Here is a 19155-nt window from a genome sequence, read left to right on the forward strand (position 1 = left end):
CCTCCGTAACCCTTTTATAGCCCCTCGGGCACCTTCTGGTCCCGCCCGATGAACGCGCCCTGTTGTTTCAGGCCTTGTTGCAACTTTTCGACCGCAATGTCGCGCGGAATCGTGTTGCCGGCCAGCGCCAGTGCCGCAGCAGAGCCTGCCGCCTCCCCCATCGCAAAGCAGGCGCCGGACACCCGCGCCGCCGACTGCCCCTCATGGGTCATCGAGGCGCAGCGCCCGGCCATCAGGAGGTTGTCTATGCCTTCGGGCACCAGCATGCGATACGGCAATTCGTTGAAGCCGCGCGATTCCGGAATCGGCGGAAACGTGAAGGTCACATCTCCGGCGACGTGCTGTTCCATCGGCCAGCCATTGACGCCTATGGAATCCTCGAACGAGGCACAGCCCAGCACGTCCTCGCCGGACAGCATGTAGCCGCCGATCACGCGCCGGGTTTCGCGGATGCCGAGCTGCGGCGGCAGATCGACGATGTAGGATTTTTCGAAGCCGGGCACCGTGCGCAGGAATTCGAACGCCTGCACCGCCTGCCGCCGTCCGTCGATCTCGCCGCGCGTCATCTGGTCGGGATCAATGCCGCTGACCGCGGAACCATCCTCGCGCGCGAGCTGGGTAAAATTCACCCGCCATTCAATGCCTGACCGCTGCGGCCGCACGATCGCGGTCTTGCGCGGAAACCGATGCGTGCCCGCGGCCTCGGCCTTTTCCATCAGCGCCGGGATCGTGCGCCAGGCATCGCCCGCTTTTTCGGGATCGATGCCGTTGAGGCGGAACATCATCGAGGGATACATCATGCCGCCGGCATTGTCGCCGACCTCAAACGGCGCGCCCGCCCAGGCCGCCAGATCGCCGTCGCCGGAGCAGTCGATGAAGATATCCGCGCGCACCGCCTGACGGCCGGCCTTGGTCTCCACCATCAGCACGTTGATGCGCCTCTCGTCCATCACGACGCCGGCGCCGAGCGCATGAAAGAGAATGTCGACCTTGTGGGCGGCGAGCAAATCATCCGCCGCGATCTTGTAGGCCGCGGTGTCGTAGGCCTGCGCAAAAATCTTGCCGAGGATCAGATGCGGTGCGTTCAGCCCATCGAGCCGGTCGATCCGCGCCAGCAGGTCGGAGGCGATGCCCTGCACCACCCGATGCATCTCGCCATGAACGTTGGCGTGCAGCCCGCAGAAATTCGTGACGCCCGCGGCCGTGCCCATGCCGCCGAGAAAGCCGTAGCGCTCGATCAGCAGCGTGCGCCGCCCGGCCCGCGCCGCAGCTACGGCAGCGGCAATGCCGGCGGGACCACCGCCCAGCACGGCGACTTCATATTCGCCGTAGAGCGGTATCTGGCGCGCGGGCTCTTGAATGGTTTTCTTGGGCACCTGTGTATCCGCCTAGAATTTCAAGGTCACAATGCCTCTGGCGGCTTTGGGTCGAGCGGTCAAGCTTTGGGACCGCAAGGCATGGCGCACCCTTGATAGCACTGTTCAAAGAATCTAACTTTGGTTGAAGGATATTATTACGCAATTTTTGTTGGATGACCCCGAGATGGGAGGGAGTAATGTTTCGTTTATTTGGAGACCGAGATGGACTATCGCCGCACTTGCGAGAAAAATGGGGATACGTCCGTTTTCATCATCTAATATTAGCCACGGACGATTTCATCGTGTTCCTCGATAATTCACTAGACGTGGATTGGAAATCTAGTCCCGGATGGGACGAGGCGCACAGGAATCAGCGGCGGCAACTGGACGAGATTTTGAACCGGGCCGCCCAACTGGAAGCAGGAGACTGGGATAGGTCGGACGTCGAGCGGACACTAAGCCTGAAGCGGCAGATCGGCGAAGCCATTGCGCGAGGGTTAGGCGGAAACATCGCTCAAGCCAAACAGATGCTCGATACTGCCGAAGAGTATCGAGATAACGCAATCCTTGACTTCAAGAGAAGCAGGGCGATCCGAGGTCAAGTCAAGATCAAGGACGAGTGGGAAAGCTACTACAAGCGGTGGACGGCAATCCATTACACTATTGGAATTGGGGCTGTTATTCTCTCCACTTTGGTAGCATCAAAGCCAACTTGGATTGGTTCGGCGTTAGGTTCAGGCGAATGGCTGGGAATATTTGCGTGGCTCGCTGCAGTGTTTACTGGGTTGCTGACTTTTCTGTCACCAGAAAAGAAGGCGAGTAAGTATTCTCGAGCGTGGTCTTCTCTCAATAGTGAAATCACCCGATACAATGCTGATGAATCTTACACCGTGAATGACGTGTTGGAGGCCTACAACAAGGGTCAAAACGTTATCTTTGAAACATCTGATACCGGCAGGAGGCGGTAAGTTCGAGAAACTAACCGATGTTCCTGCCGGCCAACGAGGCGCACTCAGGTTCCGACCTGCAGCGGCGAGGTGAGCTTGCGCAGCGCGGCGATGACCGAGAGGGCAGTGATACGGCCTGTCTTCGGGTTTTCCGACGGGATGTTCTCGATTGCCATCGTGAACGAGGCCGAGTCGGAATCGACCTTGATCTGATGACAGTTGCGCGTCACATCAGGATCGGCCCAGATCTCGATGGTCGTACGATCGGGGCCGATGCCCGCGAGCGACAGCGCCGCCACCACATTGACATTGGCCGGAAATGCGGCGGCGGCGGCGCGCGCCGAGCCCTTGAACACGCAGAGCGCGGATTTCACCCCCTCCATGGAAATCCCGTTTTCGACGAGATAGGGCGCGCCGGCGAGACCGCCGGGCGGCTTGCGCGTGATCATCTGCACCGAATGGATATTGCCTTCGGCGGCTGCCGAAACCGCATCGAAGCCGATCAAGGCGCCGGTCGGCACGATGATCTGGCCGCCATGCGCCCGCGCCAGATCGATCAGTTCGGGACGCGGCAGTAGCGCACTGGCACTCAGCACCATGACCTGCTTGCCGGCGCTCAGCATCGGCCGGCAGATCTGGTCGAGGATCGCGGCCGGCGCGCATTCGACAACGAGGTCGGCGTGTGCGGGCAACTCATCGAGCGAGATCAGCGGACAGGCAATACCTTCGCGATCGAGCCAGGCTTGCGCCTTTGCCTGATCCCTTGCCGCGATCGCTGCGAGCGAAAGCCCCGGCAGACCCTGCGTCAGCTTGCGCGCTATGGTTTTGCCGATCTCCCCCAGCCCGGCGATGGCGATACGTTTGGACGGCAAATCTGATCCTCCAGTGATGGGGTGCCATAAAACCCGGAGAGATCGGACACGGCAAGACGCTATCCGCGTCTGCCGTTGCCTTTATCCAGCGCTTCCTCTAATTCGCAGCCCGCTTCTCCGCAGACGCCCCTACCCTCGACGCGCCGCGTCGCCGTCAAGCCGCCGCGCGAATGGTCTGCAGAAAGTCGCTGACATTGCTCTTCAACGAAACGGCCTGCTGCCGAAGCGCCGCCGAAGCTGTCAGAGCTGCCTCGGCACCGGCGTCGGTCTCGTTGGCCACCGCGCGCACGTCGCCCATCTCCTGGGTCACTGCCGCGGTTCCGCTTGCCGCCTCCTCGACATTGCGTGCGATGTCGCCTGTCGCGGCACCCTGCTCCTCGACTGCGGCGGCCACCGCCGAGGCGATCTCGGCCATTTCCTTGACCGTTGCACCGAATTGCGCGATCGCCGTTACGGTTTCGCCGGTGGCGCTCTGGATGGTTGCGATCTGGCTGGCGATCTGTTCGGTCGCCTGCGCGGTCTGGGACGCGAGATTTTTCACCTCGCTGGCGACGATCGCGAATCCCTTGCCGGCGTCGCCGGCCCGTGCCGCTTCGATCGTCGCGTTCAGCGCCAGAAGGTTGGTCTGGCTCGCGATCGCCTGGATCAGCTGAACGATTGTGCCGATCCTCTCCGCAGCGCTGGACAGCCCGCTGATCAGTTCGGAGGTCCGCTGCGTCTCGCTCGTTGCCCTGCTTGACACGGTGACCGAACGCTGCACCTGGGTCGATATTTCGCGGATCGAGCCGGCGAGTTGCTGGGTCGCGGCAGCAACGGTCTGGACATTGATCGACGCCTGCTCGGCGCGGGTCGCCACCGCTTCCGCAAGCCCCCGGCCGCGTTCAGCGACCCGTGCCAGGTCCTCGGCGCTGCGGCCCATCTCCTCCGCGCGGCCCCCGACGCCCGTAATCACGCCCTGCATGCCTTGCTCGAAGCGGCTGGCGAGCTCGGACATCATGCGCTGACGATCCGCCTCGGCGACGCCGTGTTGCGCCGCAGCTTCCTGCTCCATGCGGCGAACGGCCAGCGCGCTTTCGCGGAACACCTCGACAGCCCGCGCCATGCGACCGATCTCATCGCGCGACTCGCCACCCGGGATCGCATCGTCGAGTTCGCCCGCGGCAAGCGATTGCATCCTGTCCGTCATGCGGCGGATCGGGCCGGAGAGGCTGGCGCCGATCAACCATGCCAGCACGGTGCCCAAAAGCAGCGCGCCGGCCGCGCTCAGGATCACCGTCTGCTGCGTGTGCTGAACCGCCGCAGCGGTCTTCTCACCCTGTTCGGCGCGCACTGCGCCAAGCTTCGTGCTGATCTTGTTGACCTGCTCGTCGATCGCGGCACTGGCTTTCACCAGCTCGGCCTGCTTCGAACGCAGATCGCCGGCAACCTTGACCACCTCGTCCAACGCAGCCGCGTCAGCGGCGACCGCTGTCTTCAGTGCTGTGACCAGTGATTTCAATTTGGTTTCTGCCGTGCCGGCAATTTCGGCCTCGGTGTCGGCGATTGCGAGCTGGACGTTCCCTAGCGCGAGTTTTGCATCGTCGGCATCCGCCGTCGACAGCGTGTTCCCATAGCGCATCACCGTGATCCGCAACGCATCGACGACGGCGGCGAGCCGCATCGGGTTGATGAGCCGTACCGGATCGGATCGGTTGGCAAGGGCGACCTGGATGCCGCCGACATTAAGCCCTGCGACGGCACCGTGGGCGTCAGTTTTTGTCGTCGCCGCACGCAGCCGGTCGACGGCCTCCGTCGCGGCCGCGAAAGAAGACCGGTAGGTCTCCAGCGATGTTCGCACCGGGCCAACGCCCTCCGCGATGGTGGGCAACGTGCCGAACTGTCGTTCGATCTGATCGGTCAACTGGCCGACGCGCGCGATCGCCTGCGTCGCGGCATCCCTGTCACCGATGTTCCAGGTCCGGATGAATTTCTCCACCGCGCCGTTGGCGCTGAGCAGCGCGGCGCGCACCTGGGACATGCCGGCGTCTCCAGCGGCGCTGGTCACGAGTTCGTTCACGGTTCCGCCGATTCGCTCGACCTGAACCATGGCGAAGCCACCGAGAAGAACAAGGAAGCTCAACACCAGCGCGAAACCGCCAAATACCCGCGGACGGACACCGATCCAGGACATCATTGAAGGCACTTTCATTGTATTCCCGAAAATTTCTAACGAGCAGACCGAATAGCGGCGATCAAATCCTTGCCGAAACGCTTTTCGAATTCCTGGTCGAGCGGTTTGAGCGCGTCGAGGAAGGGCTGGCGGTCAATCTTCTCGATTACCTCCATGCCGCCTTTGCGCACCTGTTCGAGCCTTGGGGCGTCAAGCTCAGCCTGCCAGGTCACCTCAGCCGCCGCCTTGGCGGCCGCGATCAGCACAGCCTGGTCGTCCGGATCGAGTTGCTCAAACATCGCGCGATTGGCGACGAAGGCGATCGGCGCAAAGAAATGTCCGGTGAGGGTGAGGTGTTTCTGAACTTCGTAAAACCGGCTGTTGGCGATCGTCGGCACCGGATTTTCCTGACCGTCCAACCGTCCGTCCTTCAACGCGGCATAGACCAGCGGGAATTCCATCGGCACCACTTCCGCGCCCAGCGCCTTGAAGGTCATCAGATAGACCTCGTTGGGGATAACGCGGATCTTGAGGCCCTTGAGGTCGGCTGGCGCTCGAATCGGCTGCCTGGAATTGGTGATGTTGCGAAAGCCTTGCTTGCCCAACGCCAGCAACGTCAGCCCCTTGTCCGCGAATTTGGTGGCGATCGCTGACCCGATCGGGCCCTGCGCTACCGCCTTTGCATGCGCCACGTCACGAAACAGGAAGGGAACGTCAAACACGCCCAGTTCAGGAACGACCGAGCTGACAACCCCGCCGGAGATCACCGCCATGTCGATGGCGCCGGATCGGGTCGCGGCAAGCACCACGTTTTCGCTGCCGAGGGCGCCGTTGCCGCGGTAATCGACCACTAGACGCTTGCCCGATAGCGCCAGCAGTTTCTGACGAAACTCGTCCGAGCCAAATTGCTGCGGAGCCTGCGCCTGCGAGTTGAATGCGAGCGAGATAAGCCGGGGGGAAGTGGCAGCCGGCTGCGACACCAGCGACGCTGCAATCATCGATCCCGCGATACAAAATCGTCTCAACTGTCTGCGCATGTCACACCATTGTTCTGGCTTTAATCGCAGACCTATCAAACAATTATGGTTAAGGCGTTAAGGAGCGCCTTCGACGGAGAGGCGGTCCGTCGCAAGACGGGCAACGCTAAAATACTTCTGGACGTAGTTCCGGCGCTGGAATTGCAACCGGGAATAGTTGGCAGCGGCTGCGTGCGTGTGGCTTTCTCGCGCACGCGCCATGCGGTGCTTATCGACCTGCTAAGCCTTGCCTGCCCAATTCGCCGCCCGCTTTTCCGCGAACGACGCCAGTCCCTCCGACGCCTCTCTCGTCTGGCGCCGCTCCGAATGCATCCGCACCAGCCGCGCATAGGCCTCGTCATCGACGCCCATGCCGCCGAACGAGCTTTCCATCGCGAGCGCCTTGGTCTCGGCCATTGCCTGCGGACCGTTGGCAAGCAACTGCTCCACAACTTTCGCCCCCGCAGCCTCCAGCTCCGCCAGCGGCACCACCTCGTGCACGAGGCCGATGCGGCGGGCCTCAACCGCGCCAAACCGTTCACCAGTCAGTGCGTAGCGGCGGACCTGCCTCACGCCGATGGCGTCGCAGAGTTGCGGGATGATGATCGCGGCCGTCAGGCCCCAGCGCACCTCGGTGATCGAGAACAGCGCGTTGTCGGCGGCGACCACGACGTCGCACGCCGAGATCACGCCGGTGCCGCCGCCGAAGCAGCCGCCCTGCACCAGCGCCACCGTCGGAATCGGCAGCGTGTTCAGCCGCTGCACGGCCTCGAACGTCGCGCGCGACACCGCCTCGTTCTCTTCGGCAGATTTGGGCCGCACGCCGTTGATCCATTTCAGGTCGGCGCCGGCCTGGAAATGCTTGCCGTTGCCCTTGAGCACCACGACGCGGAGATTGGGCTTCTTGCCCAAATCATCCATCGCTGCGAGCACGCCGTTGATGAGCCCGGCGTCATAGGCGTTGTTCACCTCGGGACGGTTCAACGTCACGGTGCCAACGCCGCGCGCATCAAAATCCCACAAAACCGGATTGGCAGTCATTCGGTGGCCCCTTGGTTCGGCATTTTATCATGCCGGACAATAGGCCGAGATATCGGATGTTGTCATCGCCGCCGGTCTACCGGCGGCTGCGCCGCATATCTGCCCTGTCGGCGACGGCGGTCCTTCTTGGACCGATCGCCTCGAATTGCGCTTTTTGCTCGTCGTTCAGCGTCGCATAGAAGTCGTCGAGCGCCGTCCGCACGAGCTTGACCTGCTCCAGCATCACGCCGAGCCGCTTGCCGACGGCGGTGAGCCGCGCCGGCGGCGTGGCCGCTTCGTCGATCCGGCATGATGTGGCCAGCGCGTCGGCCGCCTTGGCGCTGGCATTCTGCAGCGCGGTCAAGCCGGGGCGTTGCGCGTCGGTGGGGTGCAGCCGCGTCTCGATCTCCTCGGCCGGCCATTGCAGGGCGGAGGACTGCGCGACGTCGCACGGCCGCGCCAACGACCTGCTACGGCGACGCTCGGTTTTCCGCTCCTGATCCTCGGCGACCGCGTTCAGGCGCGCTTTCTGCTCGTCGTTCAGAAGGCCGTAAAACTTGTCCAGCGCCGGCTGCACGGTCGCGACACCCGATATCATCGCCTCGATACGCTGCTGCATCGACGCAAGCCGGCCTGACGCCGTCAGCGCAACCGTGGTCGGGCACGCCGCCTTGATCTTCTGTGCTGACGTCACCGATGCATTGGCGAGATCGTCGAGGGCCGCGCGTTGCGGCTCGGTCGGCTCGATCGCCTGCGCGATCAGGTCGATCGGGAGCCCTGCGATTTCGCGGCTATCCTCGCCGCATAACAGTGCCAGCCGGTCCGGCGCGGCGCCGGCCGAGCCGCGCGGCGGCAGGTAGCCCGAAAGACCCTGATAATCATAGGGGCCGAACAGACCGGCATAGATGTCGTCATAGCCGTAGTACCAGAACGGTGCGCCGACGCGCGGTCCCCACAGCGCGTAGTCATAGATGTCGAAATAGGCGAACGGCCAGAACAGCGGTCCGACCCAGCCGTAGCCGCCATTGCCGTGGCGCCACCAGCCGCCGCCTCTGGACCGGCCGTATTGCCATCCGGCAAGCGCCGCGCCTGCGGTCACGCTGGCCCGCACCGCGGGACGATGCAGCGCTGCAGCATGGCGATAGTTGCGCGCGAGTGCGCGCGAGTTCAGCGCCCTGCCGGTCCCAGCGAGATTCATGCGTTGCGCAGAGAACGAACGCTGTGTTGAGAACGAACGGCGTGCGGAGAATGAACGATGGCCGGAGAACGAACGGAAATGCGCGGCCCTGCCGTGAAAATGGCCGCCGCCGTGATGCCCGCCGCCGAAATGGCGTCCTCCACCACCGAAATGATGTCCTCCACCACCATGATGACCGCCGCCGCCACCGTGACCGCCTCCATGACCACCGCCGCCTCTCGCGATGGCAAAGTCCGCCATTGACAGCGCCGTCGCAAAAACAATGACGGCAATTCCCAGTCCGAATTTCGACATGGCGCGTCCAATCATTGCTGTACTGCGAGCTTGACGCCGGGCGGATGAACGCCGACTGAATGGCGAGGTTCCGCCCGCCGCCCGGGCCGCGCCCGCCACAACCCGCCCTGTGCGGCGGACCGGTTGCGCCAAATCAAGGCTTGTGAAAACTAGCAACGCCCTTCCCTCCCAGCAGGATTTCACCCCATGCGGATTTGCGTTTTCGGTGCAGGCGCCGTCGGCAGCCATTTTGCGGTGCGGCTCGCACTGGCAGGACATGAGGTTTCCTGCGTGATGCGGGGCGCCCACCTGGATGCCGTGAAAGCCAACGCCCTGACGCTGCGGGTTGGAAATGGCGAGTTCAAGGCGATGGTGCACGCATCGAGCGATCCGGCCGCGCTCGGCCGGCAGGACGCGGTCGTCTGCACGCTGAAGGCCACGGGACTCCCCAGCCTCGCGGAAGGGCTGCATCCGCTGCTTGGCGAGGACACCGCCGTGGTGTTCGCGCAGAACGGCGTTCCCTGGTGGTACGATATCGGGCTCTCGCCAAGTCATCCGCCGGTGCCGGACCTGGCCTTCCTCGATCCCGGCGGCCGCCTGCGCGCCGCCATCCCGAAACGGCTTATCGTCGGCGGCGTGGTGTTTTCGTCCAACGAAGTCGTCGCCCCCGGCGTGGTCGCGAACCTGTCGCCCGAGCGCAACCGCCTCCTGATCGGCGAATGCGACGACCGCCAAAGCGAGCGGGTCGTGAAGCTGCGTGCGGCGCTCAACGAAGCCGCGATCGATTCGCCCGAGGTCACCCAGATCCGGGAAACGATCTGGTCAAAACTCCTGACCAACATGTCGATGTCGGTGCTGTGCCTGCTGACCGGCCAGACCGCGCGCGGCGTGCGCGACGATCCTGATCTCGCCGACATCGTGCCGCGCCTGCTCGACGAGGCCAACAGCATTGCGCAGAGCTGCTTCCCGGAGGTCAAGCGCGTCACGCGCTCCGGCCCCGCGCCAGACCACAAGCCTTCGATCCTGCAGGACTACGAACTCGGCCGCGCCATGGAGGTCGACGTGCTGGTCCGCGCCCCCGCGGCCTTCGCGCGCGCCGCAGGCCTTTCGACACCGATGCTCGACATGATGGCGGCGCTCGCGACCCGACAGGCGCGCGACAAGGGGCTCTATCGGGGTTAGCCCGATTGGCCGCGCATGCGTTATTCCGCTCGGAAAACTTTTCGCCGGCAGAGGGATCGGGTACATCCACAATGATGATTGGATGTCTCGCAAGGCCTGGCAGATGAAAAAGGCGAAGAACGCAGTTCAGCCGGGAGCCCCCGCCCTCGAGAAGGGGCTGGATCTGCTCGAAGCGCTTGCGGCGGAAGCGCGCGGCCTGAGCCAAAAGCAGCTGGCAGAACGTGTCGGCCGCTCGGTCGGCGAAATATTCCGGATGCTCGTCGCACTGGAACGGCGGGGTTATGTCACGCGCGATCCGGCGACGGGCGAATATACCCTGACGCTAAGACTGTTCCGGATTGCGTCGCAATATCCACCCACGGAACGACTACTGAAAGCTGCGCTCCCGGTCATGGAGCAACTCGCGAGCCGGGTCCAGCTATCGTGTCATCTGACGGTTCTGCATGGCGAGCAGTTCATGGTGATCGCGCGGATCGAACCGGAATGGCTGATGGGGTGGTCGGTCAAGGTCGGCGCCGTGTTTCCTCTCACCCAGCAATATGCGTCGGCCAAGGTACTGGCAGCGTTTCAGCTCGAGGGCAGACGCCGGGAACTTGCGGATGTCATCGCCGAACAGGATCGCATCAGCGGGAAGAAGGCCCTCGCGGCATTGGACAGGATTTCGGCCGAAGGCGGAAACTTTTCCAATGATGACGGCTACACGCGAATTCTTGCCTATAGCTGCCCTATCATCGAAGCATCGGGACGCGCGGTGGCGGCCCTGACCGTGCCGCTCGTGCGCCAGGACAAGATCCCCGCCGGCGAAGCCGCCACGATCGCAAGCGAACTCCGCAACGCGGCGAAGGCCGTGTCGGAAAGAATCGGCGCCACCGCGACGCCGTGAATCACCCCGCGGTTATTCCCGCGTCCACGACCCATGCCGCGCCGTTGACGTGCTCGGCCTCCCTGGATGCCAGGAATGCGACGACATCGGCAATGTTCTGGGGCTGTCCGTACCGTGTCGCGCCGGCGCGCCGAAATCCATGGGATGCACGGCCGGCCTGGTCATCCAGCTCCCGGATCATGCGGGATTCGACCGGCCCCGGAAGCACCGCATTGACGCGAATGCGCGTCTCCGCGACCTCGAGCGCCGCGGTCCGTGTCAATCCCAACACCGCATGCTTGGAAGCAACATAGCCTGACAGGCCGGCGCGCCCCCGAATCGCCGATGTCGATGCGGTGTTGACGATCGCGCCCCATCCCCGCGGAATCATCCTGGCCAGCACATACTTCAAGCCGATAAAGACGCCTTTTACATTCACCTGCATCACGCGATCGAAGACATCCTCGGGATATTCATGCAGCGGGGCTACCACGCCTTCGATCCCGGCATTGTTGGCAAAGATGCCGATCGGCCCGAAGGCATCCTCGATGGCATCTACAAGATGCGCGATCTGCTCCGGGTTCGCGACGTCGGCCCGAACAGCCCGGGCCTCGCAACCGTTTGCCTGCACGAGGCTCGCCGTCAGCGCCGCCGCCTGTTCGTCAATATCGACGATTGCGACCGCCTTGCTCATCCGCCCCAACCGCAGCGCGATGGCGCGACCGATATCGCCGCCACCGCCGGTGACGAGGGCCACCGGCCGGTCCTGCTCACCCGCTCCGTTCATGACTTGAGGAAATCGCAGCCGCCCTCTTCCAGCGGCCGCCACGCCTCGGTCGGCGGAATGGTCTGGATCAGTTTGTAGTAATCCCACGGATATTTGGATTCCTCGGGCTTCTTCACTTCGAACAGATACATGTTGTGAAGCTTGCGGCCGTCGGAGCGAACCGATCCCTTCCCGAACAAAGGATCATCCGTCGGCAGCTTCTTCATCTCCTGCACAACGGCCTTGCCGTCACTGGATGCGCCGAGTGCGTCGACCGCTTTCAGATAATGGAGCGTCGCTGCATAGACGCCCGCCTGCATGGCGGTCGGATATCGGTTGTTGTTGCGCGGAGCAAAGCGTTTGGCCCAGGCGCGTGTGCCGTCGCTGAGGTCCCAGTAGAACGATTCGGTGAATTGAAGCCCCTGCGCCACCTTCAGCCCCAACGAATGTACGTCGCTGAGATAGAGTACGGTCGCGACGACGCGCTGGCCTCCTTGCGGAATGCCAAACTCGACCGACTGCTTGATGGAATTGATGGTGTCACCGCCGGCGTTGATCAGGCCGACGATCTGCGCTTTCGAAGCCTGCGCCTGCAGCAGGAACGAGGAGAAGTCCTGGCTGTTGATCGGCGTACGAACTCCGCCAACCACCGTGCCGCCCAACTTCTGGACCACGTTCTTCACTTCCGCTTCCATCGCGTGTCCGAAGGCGTAGTCGGCGGTCAGAGTGTACCAGGTCTTGCCTCCACCGGCGACCACCGCGCGCGCGGTGCCGTTGGATAGCGCGTAGGTATCGTAGCTCCAATGCACGAGGTTGGGCGAACAAGCCTTGCCCGTCAGATCCGAGGATGACGCTCCCGAGACCAGAATCACCTTGTTGGTTTGCTGCACGATATTGCGGACGGCGAGCGCAACCGATGAGTTAGGCACGTCGATAATGGCTTCGACGTTGTTGCGATCGATCCACTCCCGGGCGATGTTGGCGCCGAGGTCGGCCTTGTTCATATGATCGCCGCTCACGACCTCGACCTGGCGCTTCGTCTTGTGCGGCCCGGCGAGAAAGTCCTCGACGGCCATTTTGGCGGCGGCAACGGAGCCGGGACCGGTGATGTCGGCATACAGGCTCGACATATCGGTCAACACGCCGACGCGCAGCGGCACGGCATCATCGGCCTGCGCCACTGCAAACCCGCCGGTGCTTAGGGCGATCGTCGCGATGCCGGCCAGTATCCGGCGGCGGCTTGGCGGAATGAGCTTGTCCATGGTCGAAGCCTCCCTCTGTCAGGCTCGAGCTCTTCGTCTCGGTGCCGGTGATCACTAGCGCGCGGATCTGCCCGCGCGGGTTCTTGACGTTACGGAATGAGCCGTTCGATCAGTCGCCTGTCCTCGACGTCAAAACCGCCGCCGTAGACGTCGGACACCATGAAGTGCGCGCCCAATATCTCCGGCTCGAGGTCCGCGATCGGATCGTATTCGCAAGGATGCAGCGTCATGGCGCAACGCCCCGGGACCGGCGCCGAGTATTTCAGCGGCGTGCGCCGGTAGGCGATGTCGGCGTAGGCCGTTTCCAGGCGCTCGGGATGCGGCAGGCGCCGCACGTGAATTTCGCCGGCAGGCAACTCCGCACCGTCGACGATGCGAACGATCGGCGCGGCCGGGTCCGGCGTGAAGCTGAAGTCCGCCAGCTGAATTCCGCGGCGCCTGACCCAGCCGGCAATCGATCCGTCGGCGCGTTCGTCGAACGCGTAATGGGTGTCCTTCTTGGTGTACCCAAAAACCTCGCGGCCGGCGCAGATACCCATCGGGTCGCTGCAATACATGAAGATGTGGGTCTCGGTGAACAAGCCCTTGTACCGAACAGGCACGGTCACCATCAGGTCGAACATCTGGCCGGCGTGAACGGCCATCGAATGGCCTGGGGACAGCATGAACCGAAAGGCAACGCGATCGCTGGCGATCTCGAACGGCGTATCCGAAAGCAGCTGCGCTACCTTCGCCGGGGCCACACGTGTCATGATCTCGACCGTCCGCAGCGTGCAGCCCCACTCGACCGGATAGGCCGGCGAGTAAGGTGGATTGACGCCGCTGTTCGGCTTGAGCTGATAGTCACCGAACATGCGGCGTTTCGGATCGTTTAATTCGGTCATTTCGATTCTCTCTGCTGTGGAATGCGGGCCTCGCCGCGGTGCGCGTCAGCGCATCGCTCCCATCTGCGCATTCCGCATCAACACTTTTTGCTGGTCGCCCATGACATGGGCGTGGAACGCCACCGCCGCATCGGACAGATCGTGATCCGGCGCATATTCCGGTTCGAAATTGCCGAACCGGTCGACACCGCGAACGAGCGTTGCACTGTCGCGCGTCCCCACGACCTGGCGAACGTAGGTCGGAAGGTAGCGAATGGCGAAGCCAATCCGGCGCTTTGCCGAAGGATTCGGGTCCGAACCATGAATCAGGCGAACATGATGGAGGGACATTTCGCCGGGCTGCAGCGAGAGCATCGCGGCGGTGTCGCCGTCGACGTCCACCGCGATCTCCTGCCCACGTGTCAGCAGATTGTTCGCCGCGAACGTGTCGCGATGCGCGACCTGCTCGAGTTTGTGCGTGTCCGGAATGACGCGCATGGCGCCGTTCTCGGCCGTGCTCTCGGAAAGTGCGACCCATGCCGTGACGATGTCCGCGGGATCCAGCCCCCAATAGGTCGAATCCTGATGCCACGACACGAAGCCGGGATCTCGGGCCTCCTTGATGAAGAACGTGCTGCTCCAGCAAAGAATATCAGGACCCATCACGGATTCGACCGCGTCGAGAATGGCGGGATGCCGGATCAGGCCGTCCAGCCAGGTGAACAGCAGATGGCTCTTGTGGCGCATTGACCCCTTGAGCACGCCATGCAGCTTTTCATAAGTTTCGAGGCACAGGCGAAGCCTTTCGGCCTCTGTAACGGGCATCACCCTGATCGGAGCGTAGTAGCCGTGCTCGCGGTAGTGAGCGACTGCGGCCTCGGGAAGCCCTCCCATCGTTTCCTCATTTCATATATGATTTTTATGTTCCATATATGAAATTCAATTCCTGGCGCGAGTCAAGCGCTAACGGACGCCACCCGGTTCCGGCAGCCGAACACAAAAGGGCGTTGCCTGCGTGCCGCGACGCCGGGCTGTCAACGCCAATGCTCAACATGATGGCCGCGCACCATCGGCCGGGCGCGCGGCAACGGTTTTATGAGGGCTAGCCGAAATGCGTGATGCGAAGCCCGGTCAGATCGCCTGCAGCCCCAGCCGCTTGAACAGCTTCCGGTCGGCCTCGTCTTCGGGATTGCCGGCCGTCAGCAAGGTATCGCCGACGAAGATCGAATTCGCTCCCGCAAAGAAGCAGAGCGCCTGCATCTCATCGGTCATGGCGGAGCGGCCGGCCGACAGGCGGACATAGGATTTCGGCATCATGATCCGCGCCAGTGCAACGATCCGGACAAACTCGATCGGCGCGATCGGCGCGGCTTGCGCGAGCGGCGTGCCGGCGATCGGAATCAGCATGTTGATCGGAACGCTTTCCGGCGGCTCGGGCAGGTTCGCCAGCGTGACCAGCATTTCGACGCGGTCGATTTCCTCCTCGCCCATGCCGAGAATGCCGCCGCAACACACTTTCATGCCGGATTGCCGGACATTCTCCAGCGTGTCGAGACGATCGGCGAATGTGCGTGTCGAGGTCACCTGCGGGTAATAGCGCGCCGACGTATCGATATTGTGGTTGTAATAGTCGAGCCCTGCCGCGCTGAGGCGGTCCGACTGATCGCGGTCCAGCATGCCCAGCGTCATGCAGGTCTCGAGCCCGAGCGCTTTCACCGCGCCGACCATTTCGACGATGGCATCCATGTCTCTCGGCTTCGGATTGCGCCATGCCGCGCCCATGCAGTAGCGCGTGGCGCCGCCGTCCCGCGCTTTCCGCGCCTCGGCGACGACCTTTTCGACCTCCATCAGCTTCGAGGCGACAAGCCCGGTCGAATGATGCGAGGACTGGCTGCAATAGCCGCAATCTTCCGGGCAGCCGCCGGTCTTGATATTGAGCAGCTTGCTGAGCTGCACGCGGTTCGGATCGAAATGCTGGCGGTGAACGGTTTGCGCCCGGAACAGCAGATCGTTGAACGGCAGCCGGTAGAGCGACCACGCCGCCTCGCTGGTCCACTCCGCAGCGTCCGCAAGCGGCGCCGTCACAGTCGCTTCATCCCGAACTTCGAGCATTCTTCACCTCTCCCGATCCTGATTGCCTCGTGCGGTCGTCATCGCACGCTGGCGAAGCCGATGCCAGCTGCGCGCGCCGTGCTGGTAAAAAATTGATCGCCAGCGCAAACCGCGCATTGACCACACCGCGGAGGTCGTATCACTCTCGACCCCGTTCAAGAAAAAGAAACCAGGGGAAGCCGAACATGCACGTCAAAGGCAAGGTCTGCGTCGTTACGGGAGCTGCGAGCGGCATTGGCGAAGCGGTGGCGCGCGCCTATGCGGAGGCCGGTGCGCGCGGCGTCGTCATAGCCGACCTGAAAACCTCGCGAGACAGGCTGGCGAAGGTCGCCGGCGACATCGACGGCTTGCCGATCACAGCCGATGTCGGGCTGGAGGAAGACATCAAGGCTCTGATCGCCGCGGCCGAAGACAAATATGGCCAGGTCGACGTGTTCTTTTCCAATGCCGGCCTGTCGCGCAAGGGACAGGAAACGGCTTCCGACGCCGACTGGGACGTGAGCTGGCGTGTCCATGTCATGAGCCACGTGTTTGCGGCGCGCGCGCTGGTGCCGGGCATGCTCGCGCGTGGATCCGGCTATCTCCTCAACACCGCTTCCGCGGCCGGCCTGCTGGCGTCGCTGAACTCGATGCCTTATGGCGTAACAAAAAATGCGGCGGTCGCACTCGCCGAACATCTCGCCATTCAATATGGCGACCGCGGCATCCGCGTGTCCGTGCTGTGCCCGCAATCGGTGCAGACCGGCATGACGACGCCGGGGCCGAGCGCGGCGCGGGTCGACGGCGTGTTGCAGTCGCCGGAAGTGGCGCGCATGGTGATCGAGGCGATGGCGGAAGAACGCTTTCTCATTTTATCGCATCCGCAGGTCGCCGAATACATGCAGCGCAAGGCCTCCAGCCGCGACCGCTGGCTCACCGGGATGCGGCGGCTGCGCGACAAGATTTACGGCGCGCCGCAACAATAGCGTTTTCGAGCGAAGGGGATGCCGGTTCGCGTCAAGAAAACGCTGGCGGAAGGAGCAATGGCAATGAATCAGTTTGAAATCGAGTGCCGCTACTTTTGCCGGCCGTAAAACAGCACCCACACGGAAAAATCCTCCGAAATATCCTCGAAACCATGTGCAACATGCGCGGCACAGAACAGCACGTCGCCAGGACCAACTGCGGTTACCGTTTCCTCGACTCGATAATGGCCGCTTCCGGAGGCGACGAAATAGAGTTCATCGCGCTGATGCGGGACCTGCGGTCCGTTGGTGGGACGGGCGGCGAATCTGACCTCAAGATCGCCGTCAACGAAGACTTCGGACGATCTCCCTGGTGTCCGTGGCAGAGCGAGCGCGGCGGCGAGCGACACTGGCGGCGGCGTGCGATCCATGGGACTCCTCCCGACAAGGAAAGAAGGATTTGTACATCATACGGTAATTTCAAACTGAGACACTTCCGGACTGATGAGTTCTGACCCTAGCCTGAGGTCTTTGGCGCAAACGGCGCCAATATGCCGTCGTATTTCTTCACGCCCGGCGAGGCGTAGGAACCGCGCCGCGACGTCATCAGCTTCAGCCCGGCCAGCGCCTCGGCCTGCTTCACTGCCGCCGCCACGCCATCGATGACCGGCACATCAAATTTCCGCGATAGTTTCTGCGCGAGATCGGCCATCCCGGCGCAGCCCAGCACAATCGCTTCCGCGCCCTTGTCGAGCGCGCGGGAAATCTCGGCTTCCAGTTTTGCTTCCGCGCCCGAGCCGGGCTTGTCGAGATCGAGCACCGCGACGTCGCAAGCGGTGACCTTTGCTCTTTCCGCAAAACCATAGCGGCGCACCAGTTCCTCCAGCGGCACGATCGAACGCGGCAGCGTCGTGACGACGGCGATGCGCTTTGCGATCTGGCCCGCCGTCACCAGCGCCGCCTCGCAAATGCCGACCACCGGAAAGCGCGCCGCGGTGCGGGCAGCGTCAAGGCCGGTGTCGTCGAAACAGGCAACGATCGCTGCGTCCGCATCGGGCGCATTCATCAGCGCCTGGATCAGGCCGGGCACGGCGAACGCCTCGTCGTAATACCCTTCGATCGAGACCGGCCCCATCGCCGACGTGACGGCGGAAATTTCAGTGCCGGGCGCGGCGACGGCGAGCGCCGCGGCGCCAATCGTTTCGGTCATCGCGGCAGTCGTGTTCGGATTGACGATCAGGATTTTTGTCATGGGCGCATCGTAAAGGGTATGCGGCATGGCGCAACTCTATCATCGGTCGTCCCTGCGAACGCAGGGACCCATAACCACGGGATTTGGTTGTTTGGGCAAAGCGATTACCACAGCGATTCACAATGACCGCCGCGGTGTATGGGTCCCTGCGTTCGCAGGGACGACGTTTGAGCTAGCCCACAATCTCATCAACCCACGCAGCGAACGCATCCAGCGCCTCGCCCATCACCTCGCGATCATTCCGCCCCGAGCTTTTCAGCACATGAAAGGAATGATCGGCGCCCTCAAGCAGTCGCAGCGTCGCGCGCGATCCCAGGCTTTTGACGACAGGCTCGAGCAGCCTCAGTTCCGCCAGCGCATCGCGCGTGCCCTGCAGAAACAGCATCGGGATATCGACCTCAGCAAGATGCCTCGCCCGATCGCTGGAAGGCTTTCCCGCCGGATGCAGCGGAAAGCCGAGAAACGCCAGCCCGCGAACGCCGGGCAAGGGTGAAAGCGCCTGCGCCTGCGATGTCATGCGCCCGCCGAACGATCGGCCACCCGCGATCAGCGGCAGTGCGGGCCAGCGCCGCCCGGCTTCCGCCACCGCCGCCCGCACCACAGCGTGCGCCACCGCGGGCGCATCGGGACGCTTGCTGCCTTTTTCCATATAGGGAAACTGATAGCGCAGCGACGCAATGCCGCGCTCGGCGAGGCCGGCAGCAACCGCTTCCATCGACGCATGGGTCATGCCGGCGCCGGCTCCATGCGCGAACACGTAACACGCGCGGGATTGCCGCGGGCGGATCGCCAGGCCGGAAACCGCCTCACCGGGGCTGATCTCAATTCGGAGCGATTCCGCTGCGGCTGCGCACATGTGACCCATCCAACACTCTGCTGCGTGATCCGGACTCTATACTGGAAATATCCCGGCGCGAGATCACCCCGCCGAGACCGCAACCGGCATGAGGAATCGGATTTATGGACAGGCCTCCAGCGCCACTATAAGATGGCATCATATTCAACCGCACGCCGAGGGTGATTCGCCTTCCGGCGTTTTTTGATAATAGACGGGTATTACGTGCCAGCAGCGCTGGTTT

General features: G+C 63.2%; 19 protein-coding genes. 4 read left to right on the plus strand and 15 right to left on the minus strand.

Annotated features, from left to right (window positions below):
- Positions 1 to 14 precede the first annotated feature (14 nt).
- Positions 15 to 1376, minus strand: coding sequence for an FAD-dependent oxidoreductase (locus tag ACPPVP_RS41335; RefSeq protein ID WP_426529617.1), 1362 nt, complete (start codon positions 1374 to 1376; stop codon positions 15 to 17).
- 179 nt (positions 1377 to 1555) lie between these two features.
- Here ACPPVP_RS41335 and ACPPVP_RS41340 point away from each other — a divergent pair, with 179 nt between their 5' ends.
- Positions 1556 to 2326, plus strand: a complete 771-nt coding sequence (locus ACPPVP_RS41340; protein WP_426529619.1) for a hypothetical protein — start codon at positions 1556 to 1558, stop codon at positions 2324 to 2326.
- A 44-nt stretch (positions 2327 to 2370) separates the two neighbouring features.
- On the opposite strand, the gene ACPPVP_RS41345 is transcribed toward ACPPVP_RS41340, so the two are convergent.
- The 6 genes from ACPPVP_RS41345 to ACPPVP_RS41370 all read right to left on the minus strand — a co-directional run bounded on the left by ACPPVP_RS41345 (position 2371) and on the right by ACPPVP_RS41370 (position 8763).
- Positions 2371 to 3177 (minus strand): aspartate dehydrogenase, encoded by an 807-nt coding sequence (locus ACPPVP_RS41345; RefSeq protein ID WP_426529621.1) that lies wholly within the window; start codon positions 3175 to 3177, stop codon positions 2371 to 2373.
- Between the two features lie 154 nt (positions 3178 to 3331).
- Positions 3332 to 5365: a methyl-accepting chemotaxis protein gene (locus tag ACPPVP_RS41350; RefSeq protein ID WP_426529623.1), complete on the minus strand. Its 2034-nt coding sequence runs from the start codon at positions 5363 to 5365 to the stop codon at positions 3332 to 3334.
- A gap of 17 nt (positions 5366 to 5382) precedes the next feature.
- Positions 5383 to 6324, minus strand: a complete 942-nt coding sequence (locus ACPPVP_RS41355) for a TRAP transporter substrate-binding protein (RefSeq protein WP_426529625.1) — start codon at positions 6322 to 6324, stop codon at positions 5383 to 5385.
- Between the two features lie 258 nt (positions 6325 to 6582).
- Complete coding sequence (locus tag ACPPVP_RS41360) at positions 6583 to 7383, minus strand: enoyl-CoA hydratase-related protein (RefSeq protein ID WP_426529627.1); 801 nt, start codon at positions 7381 to 7383, stop codon at positions 6583 to 6585.
- A gap of 76 nt (positions 7384 to 7459) precedes the next feature.
- A complete protein-coding gene (locus ACPPVP_RS41365) occupies positions 7460 to 8560 on the minus strand; it encodes a Spy/CpxP family protein refolding chaperone (RefSeq protein ID WP_426529629.1) in 1101 nt (366 codons plus the stop codon).
- A complete protein-coding gene (locus ACPPVP_RS41370; protein WP_426529631.1) occupies positions 8557 to 8763 on the minus strand; it encodes a hypothetical protein in 207 nt (68 codons plus the stop codon). The genes ACPPVP_RS41365 and ACPPVP_RS41370 overlap by 4 nt, the downstream gene beginning before the upstream one ends.
- Before the next feature lie 277 nt (positions 8764 to 9040).
- Between ACPPVP_RS41370 and ACPPVP_RS41375 the strand changes: the two genes are divergently transcribed.
- Positions 9041 to 10015, plus strand: a complete 975-nt coding sequence (locus ACPPVP_RS41375) for a ketopantoate reductase family protein (RefSeq protein WP_426529633.1) — start codon at positions 9041 to 9043, stop codon at positions 10013 to 10015.
- A gap of 82 nt (positions 10016 to 10097) precedes the next feature.
- Positions 10098 to 10898, plus strand: coding sequence for an IclR family transcriptional regulator (locus ACPPVP_RS41380; protein ID WP_426529635.1), 801 nt, complete (start codon positions 10098 to 10100; stop codon positions 10896 to 10898).
- A gap of 1 nt (position 10899) precedes the next feature.
- Here the strand turns inward: ACPPVP_RS41380 and ACPPVP_RS41385 are convergent, their stop codons facing one another.
- The 5 genes from ACPPVP_RS41385 to bioB form a co-directional block, all read right to left on the minus strand.
- Positions 10900 to 11664 (minus strand): SDR family NAD(P)-dependent oxidoreductase, encoded by a 765-nt coding sequence (locus ACPPVP_RS41385; RefSeq protein WP_426529637.1) that lies wholly within the window; start codon positions 11662 to 11664, stop codon positions 10900 to 10902.
- A complete protein-coding gene (locus ACPPVP_RS41390; RefSeq protein WP_426529639.1) occupies positions 11661 to 12905 on the minus strand; it encodes an ABC transporter substrate-binding protein in 1245 nt (414 codons plus the stop codon). Before ACPPVP_RS41390 ends, ACPPVP_RS41385 begins: the two co-directional genes overlap by 4 nt.
- 89 nt (positions 12906 to 12994) lie before the next feature.
- Positions 12995 to 13789: an acetoacetate decarboxylase family protein gene (locus tag ACPPVP_RS41395; protein ID WP_426529641.1), complete on the minus strand. Its 795-nt coding sequence runs from the start codon at positions 13787 to 13789 to the stop codon at positions 12995 to 12997.
- A gap of 45 nt (positions 13790 to 13834) precedes the next feature.
- Positions 13835 to 14662, minus strand: coding sequence for a phytanoyl-CoA dioxygenase family protein (locus tag ACPPVP_RS41400; RefSeq protein WP_426529643.1), 828 nt, complete (start codon positions 14660 to 14662; stop codon positions 13835 to 13837).
- A gap of 237 nt (positions 14663 to 14899) precedes the next feature.
- Positions 14900 to 15880: a biotin synthase BioB gene (bioB, locus tag ACPPVP_RS41405; protein WP_426529645.1), complete on the minus strand. Its 981-nt coding sequence runs from the start codon at positions 15878 to 15880 to the stop codon at positions 14900 to 14902.
- Positions 15881 to 16065: 185 nt separating this feature from the next.
- On the opposite strand from bioB, the gene ACPPVP_RS41410 reads away from it, so the two are divergent.
- Positions 16066 to 16845 (plus strand): SDR family oxidoreductase, encoded by a 780-nt coding sequence (locus ACPPVP_RS41410; RefSeq protein ID WP_426529647.1) that lies wholly within the window; start codon positions 16066 to 16068, stop codon positions 16843 to 16845.
- 89 nt (positions 16846 to 16934) lie between these two features.
- Here ACPPVP_RS41410 and ACPPVP_RS41415 read toward each other — a convergent pair whose 3' ends face one another.
- The 3 genes from ACPPVP_RS41415 to ACPPVP_RS41425 all read right to left on the minus strand — a co-directional run bounded on the left by ACPPVP_RS41415 (position 16935) and on the right by ACPPVP_RS41425 (position 18932).
- Complete coding sequence (locus ACPPVP_RS41415; RefSeq protein ID WP_426529649.1) at positions 16935 to 17255, minus strand: cupin domain-containing protein; 321 nt, start codon at positions 17253 to 17255, stop codon at positions 16935 to 16937.
- An 86-nt stretch (positions 17256 to 17341) separates the two neighbouring features.
- Entirely contained in the window at positions 17342 to 18076 is a 735-nt protein-coding gene (locus ACPPVP_RS41420; protein ID WP_426538337.1) for an aspartate/glutamate racemase family protein, read from the minus strand.
- Between the two features lie 172 nt (positions 18077 to 18248).
- Positions 18249 to 18932: an alpha/beta family hydrolase gene (locus ACPPVP_RS41425; protein WP_426529651.1), complete on the minus strand. Its 684-nt coding sequence runs from the start codon at positions 18930 to 18932 to the stop codon at positions 18249 to 18251.
- Positions 18933 to 19155: the final 223 nt, after the last annotated feature.

Origin of the sequence: Bradyrhizobium sp. McL0615, from assembly GCF_049993905.1 — a bacterium.
Lineage (GTDB): Bacteria > Pseudomonadota > Alphaproteobacteria > Rhizobiales > Xanthobacteraceae > Bradyrhizobium.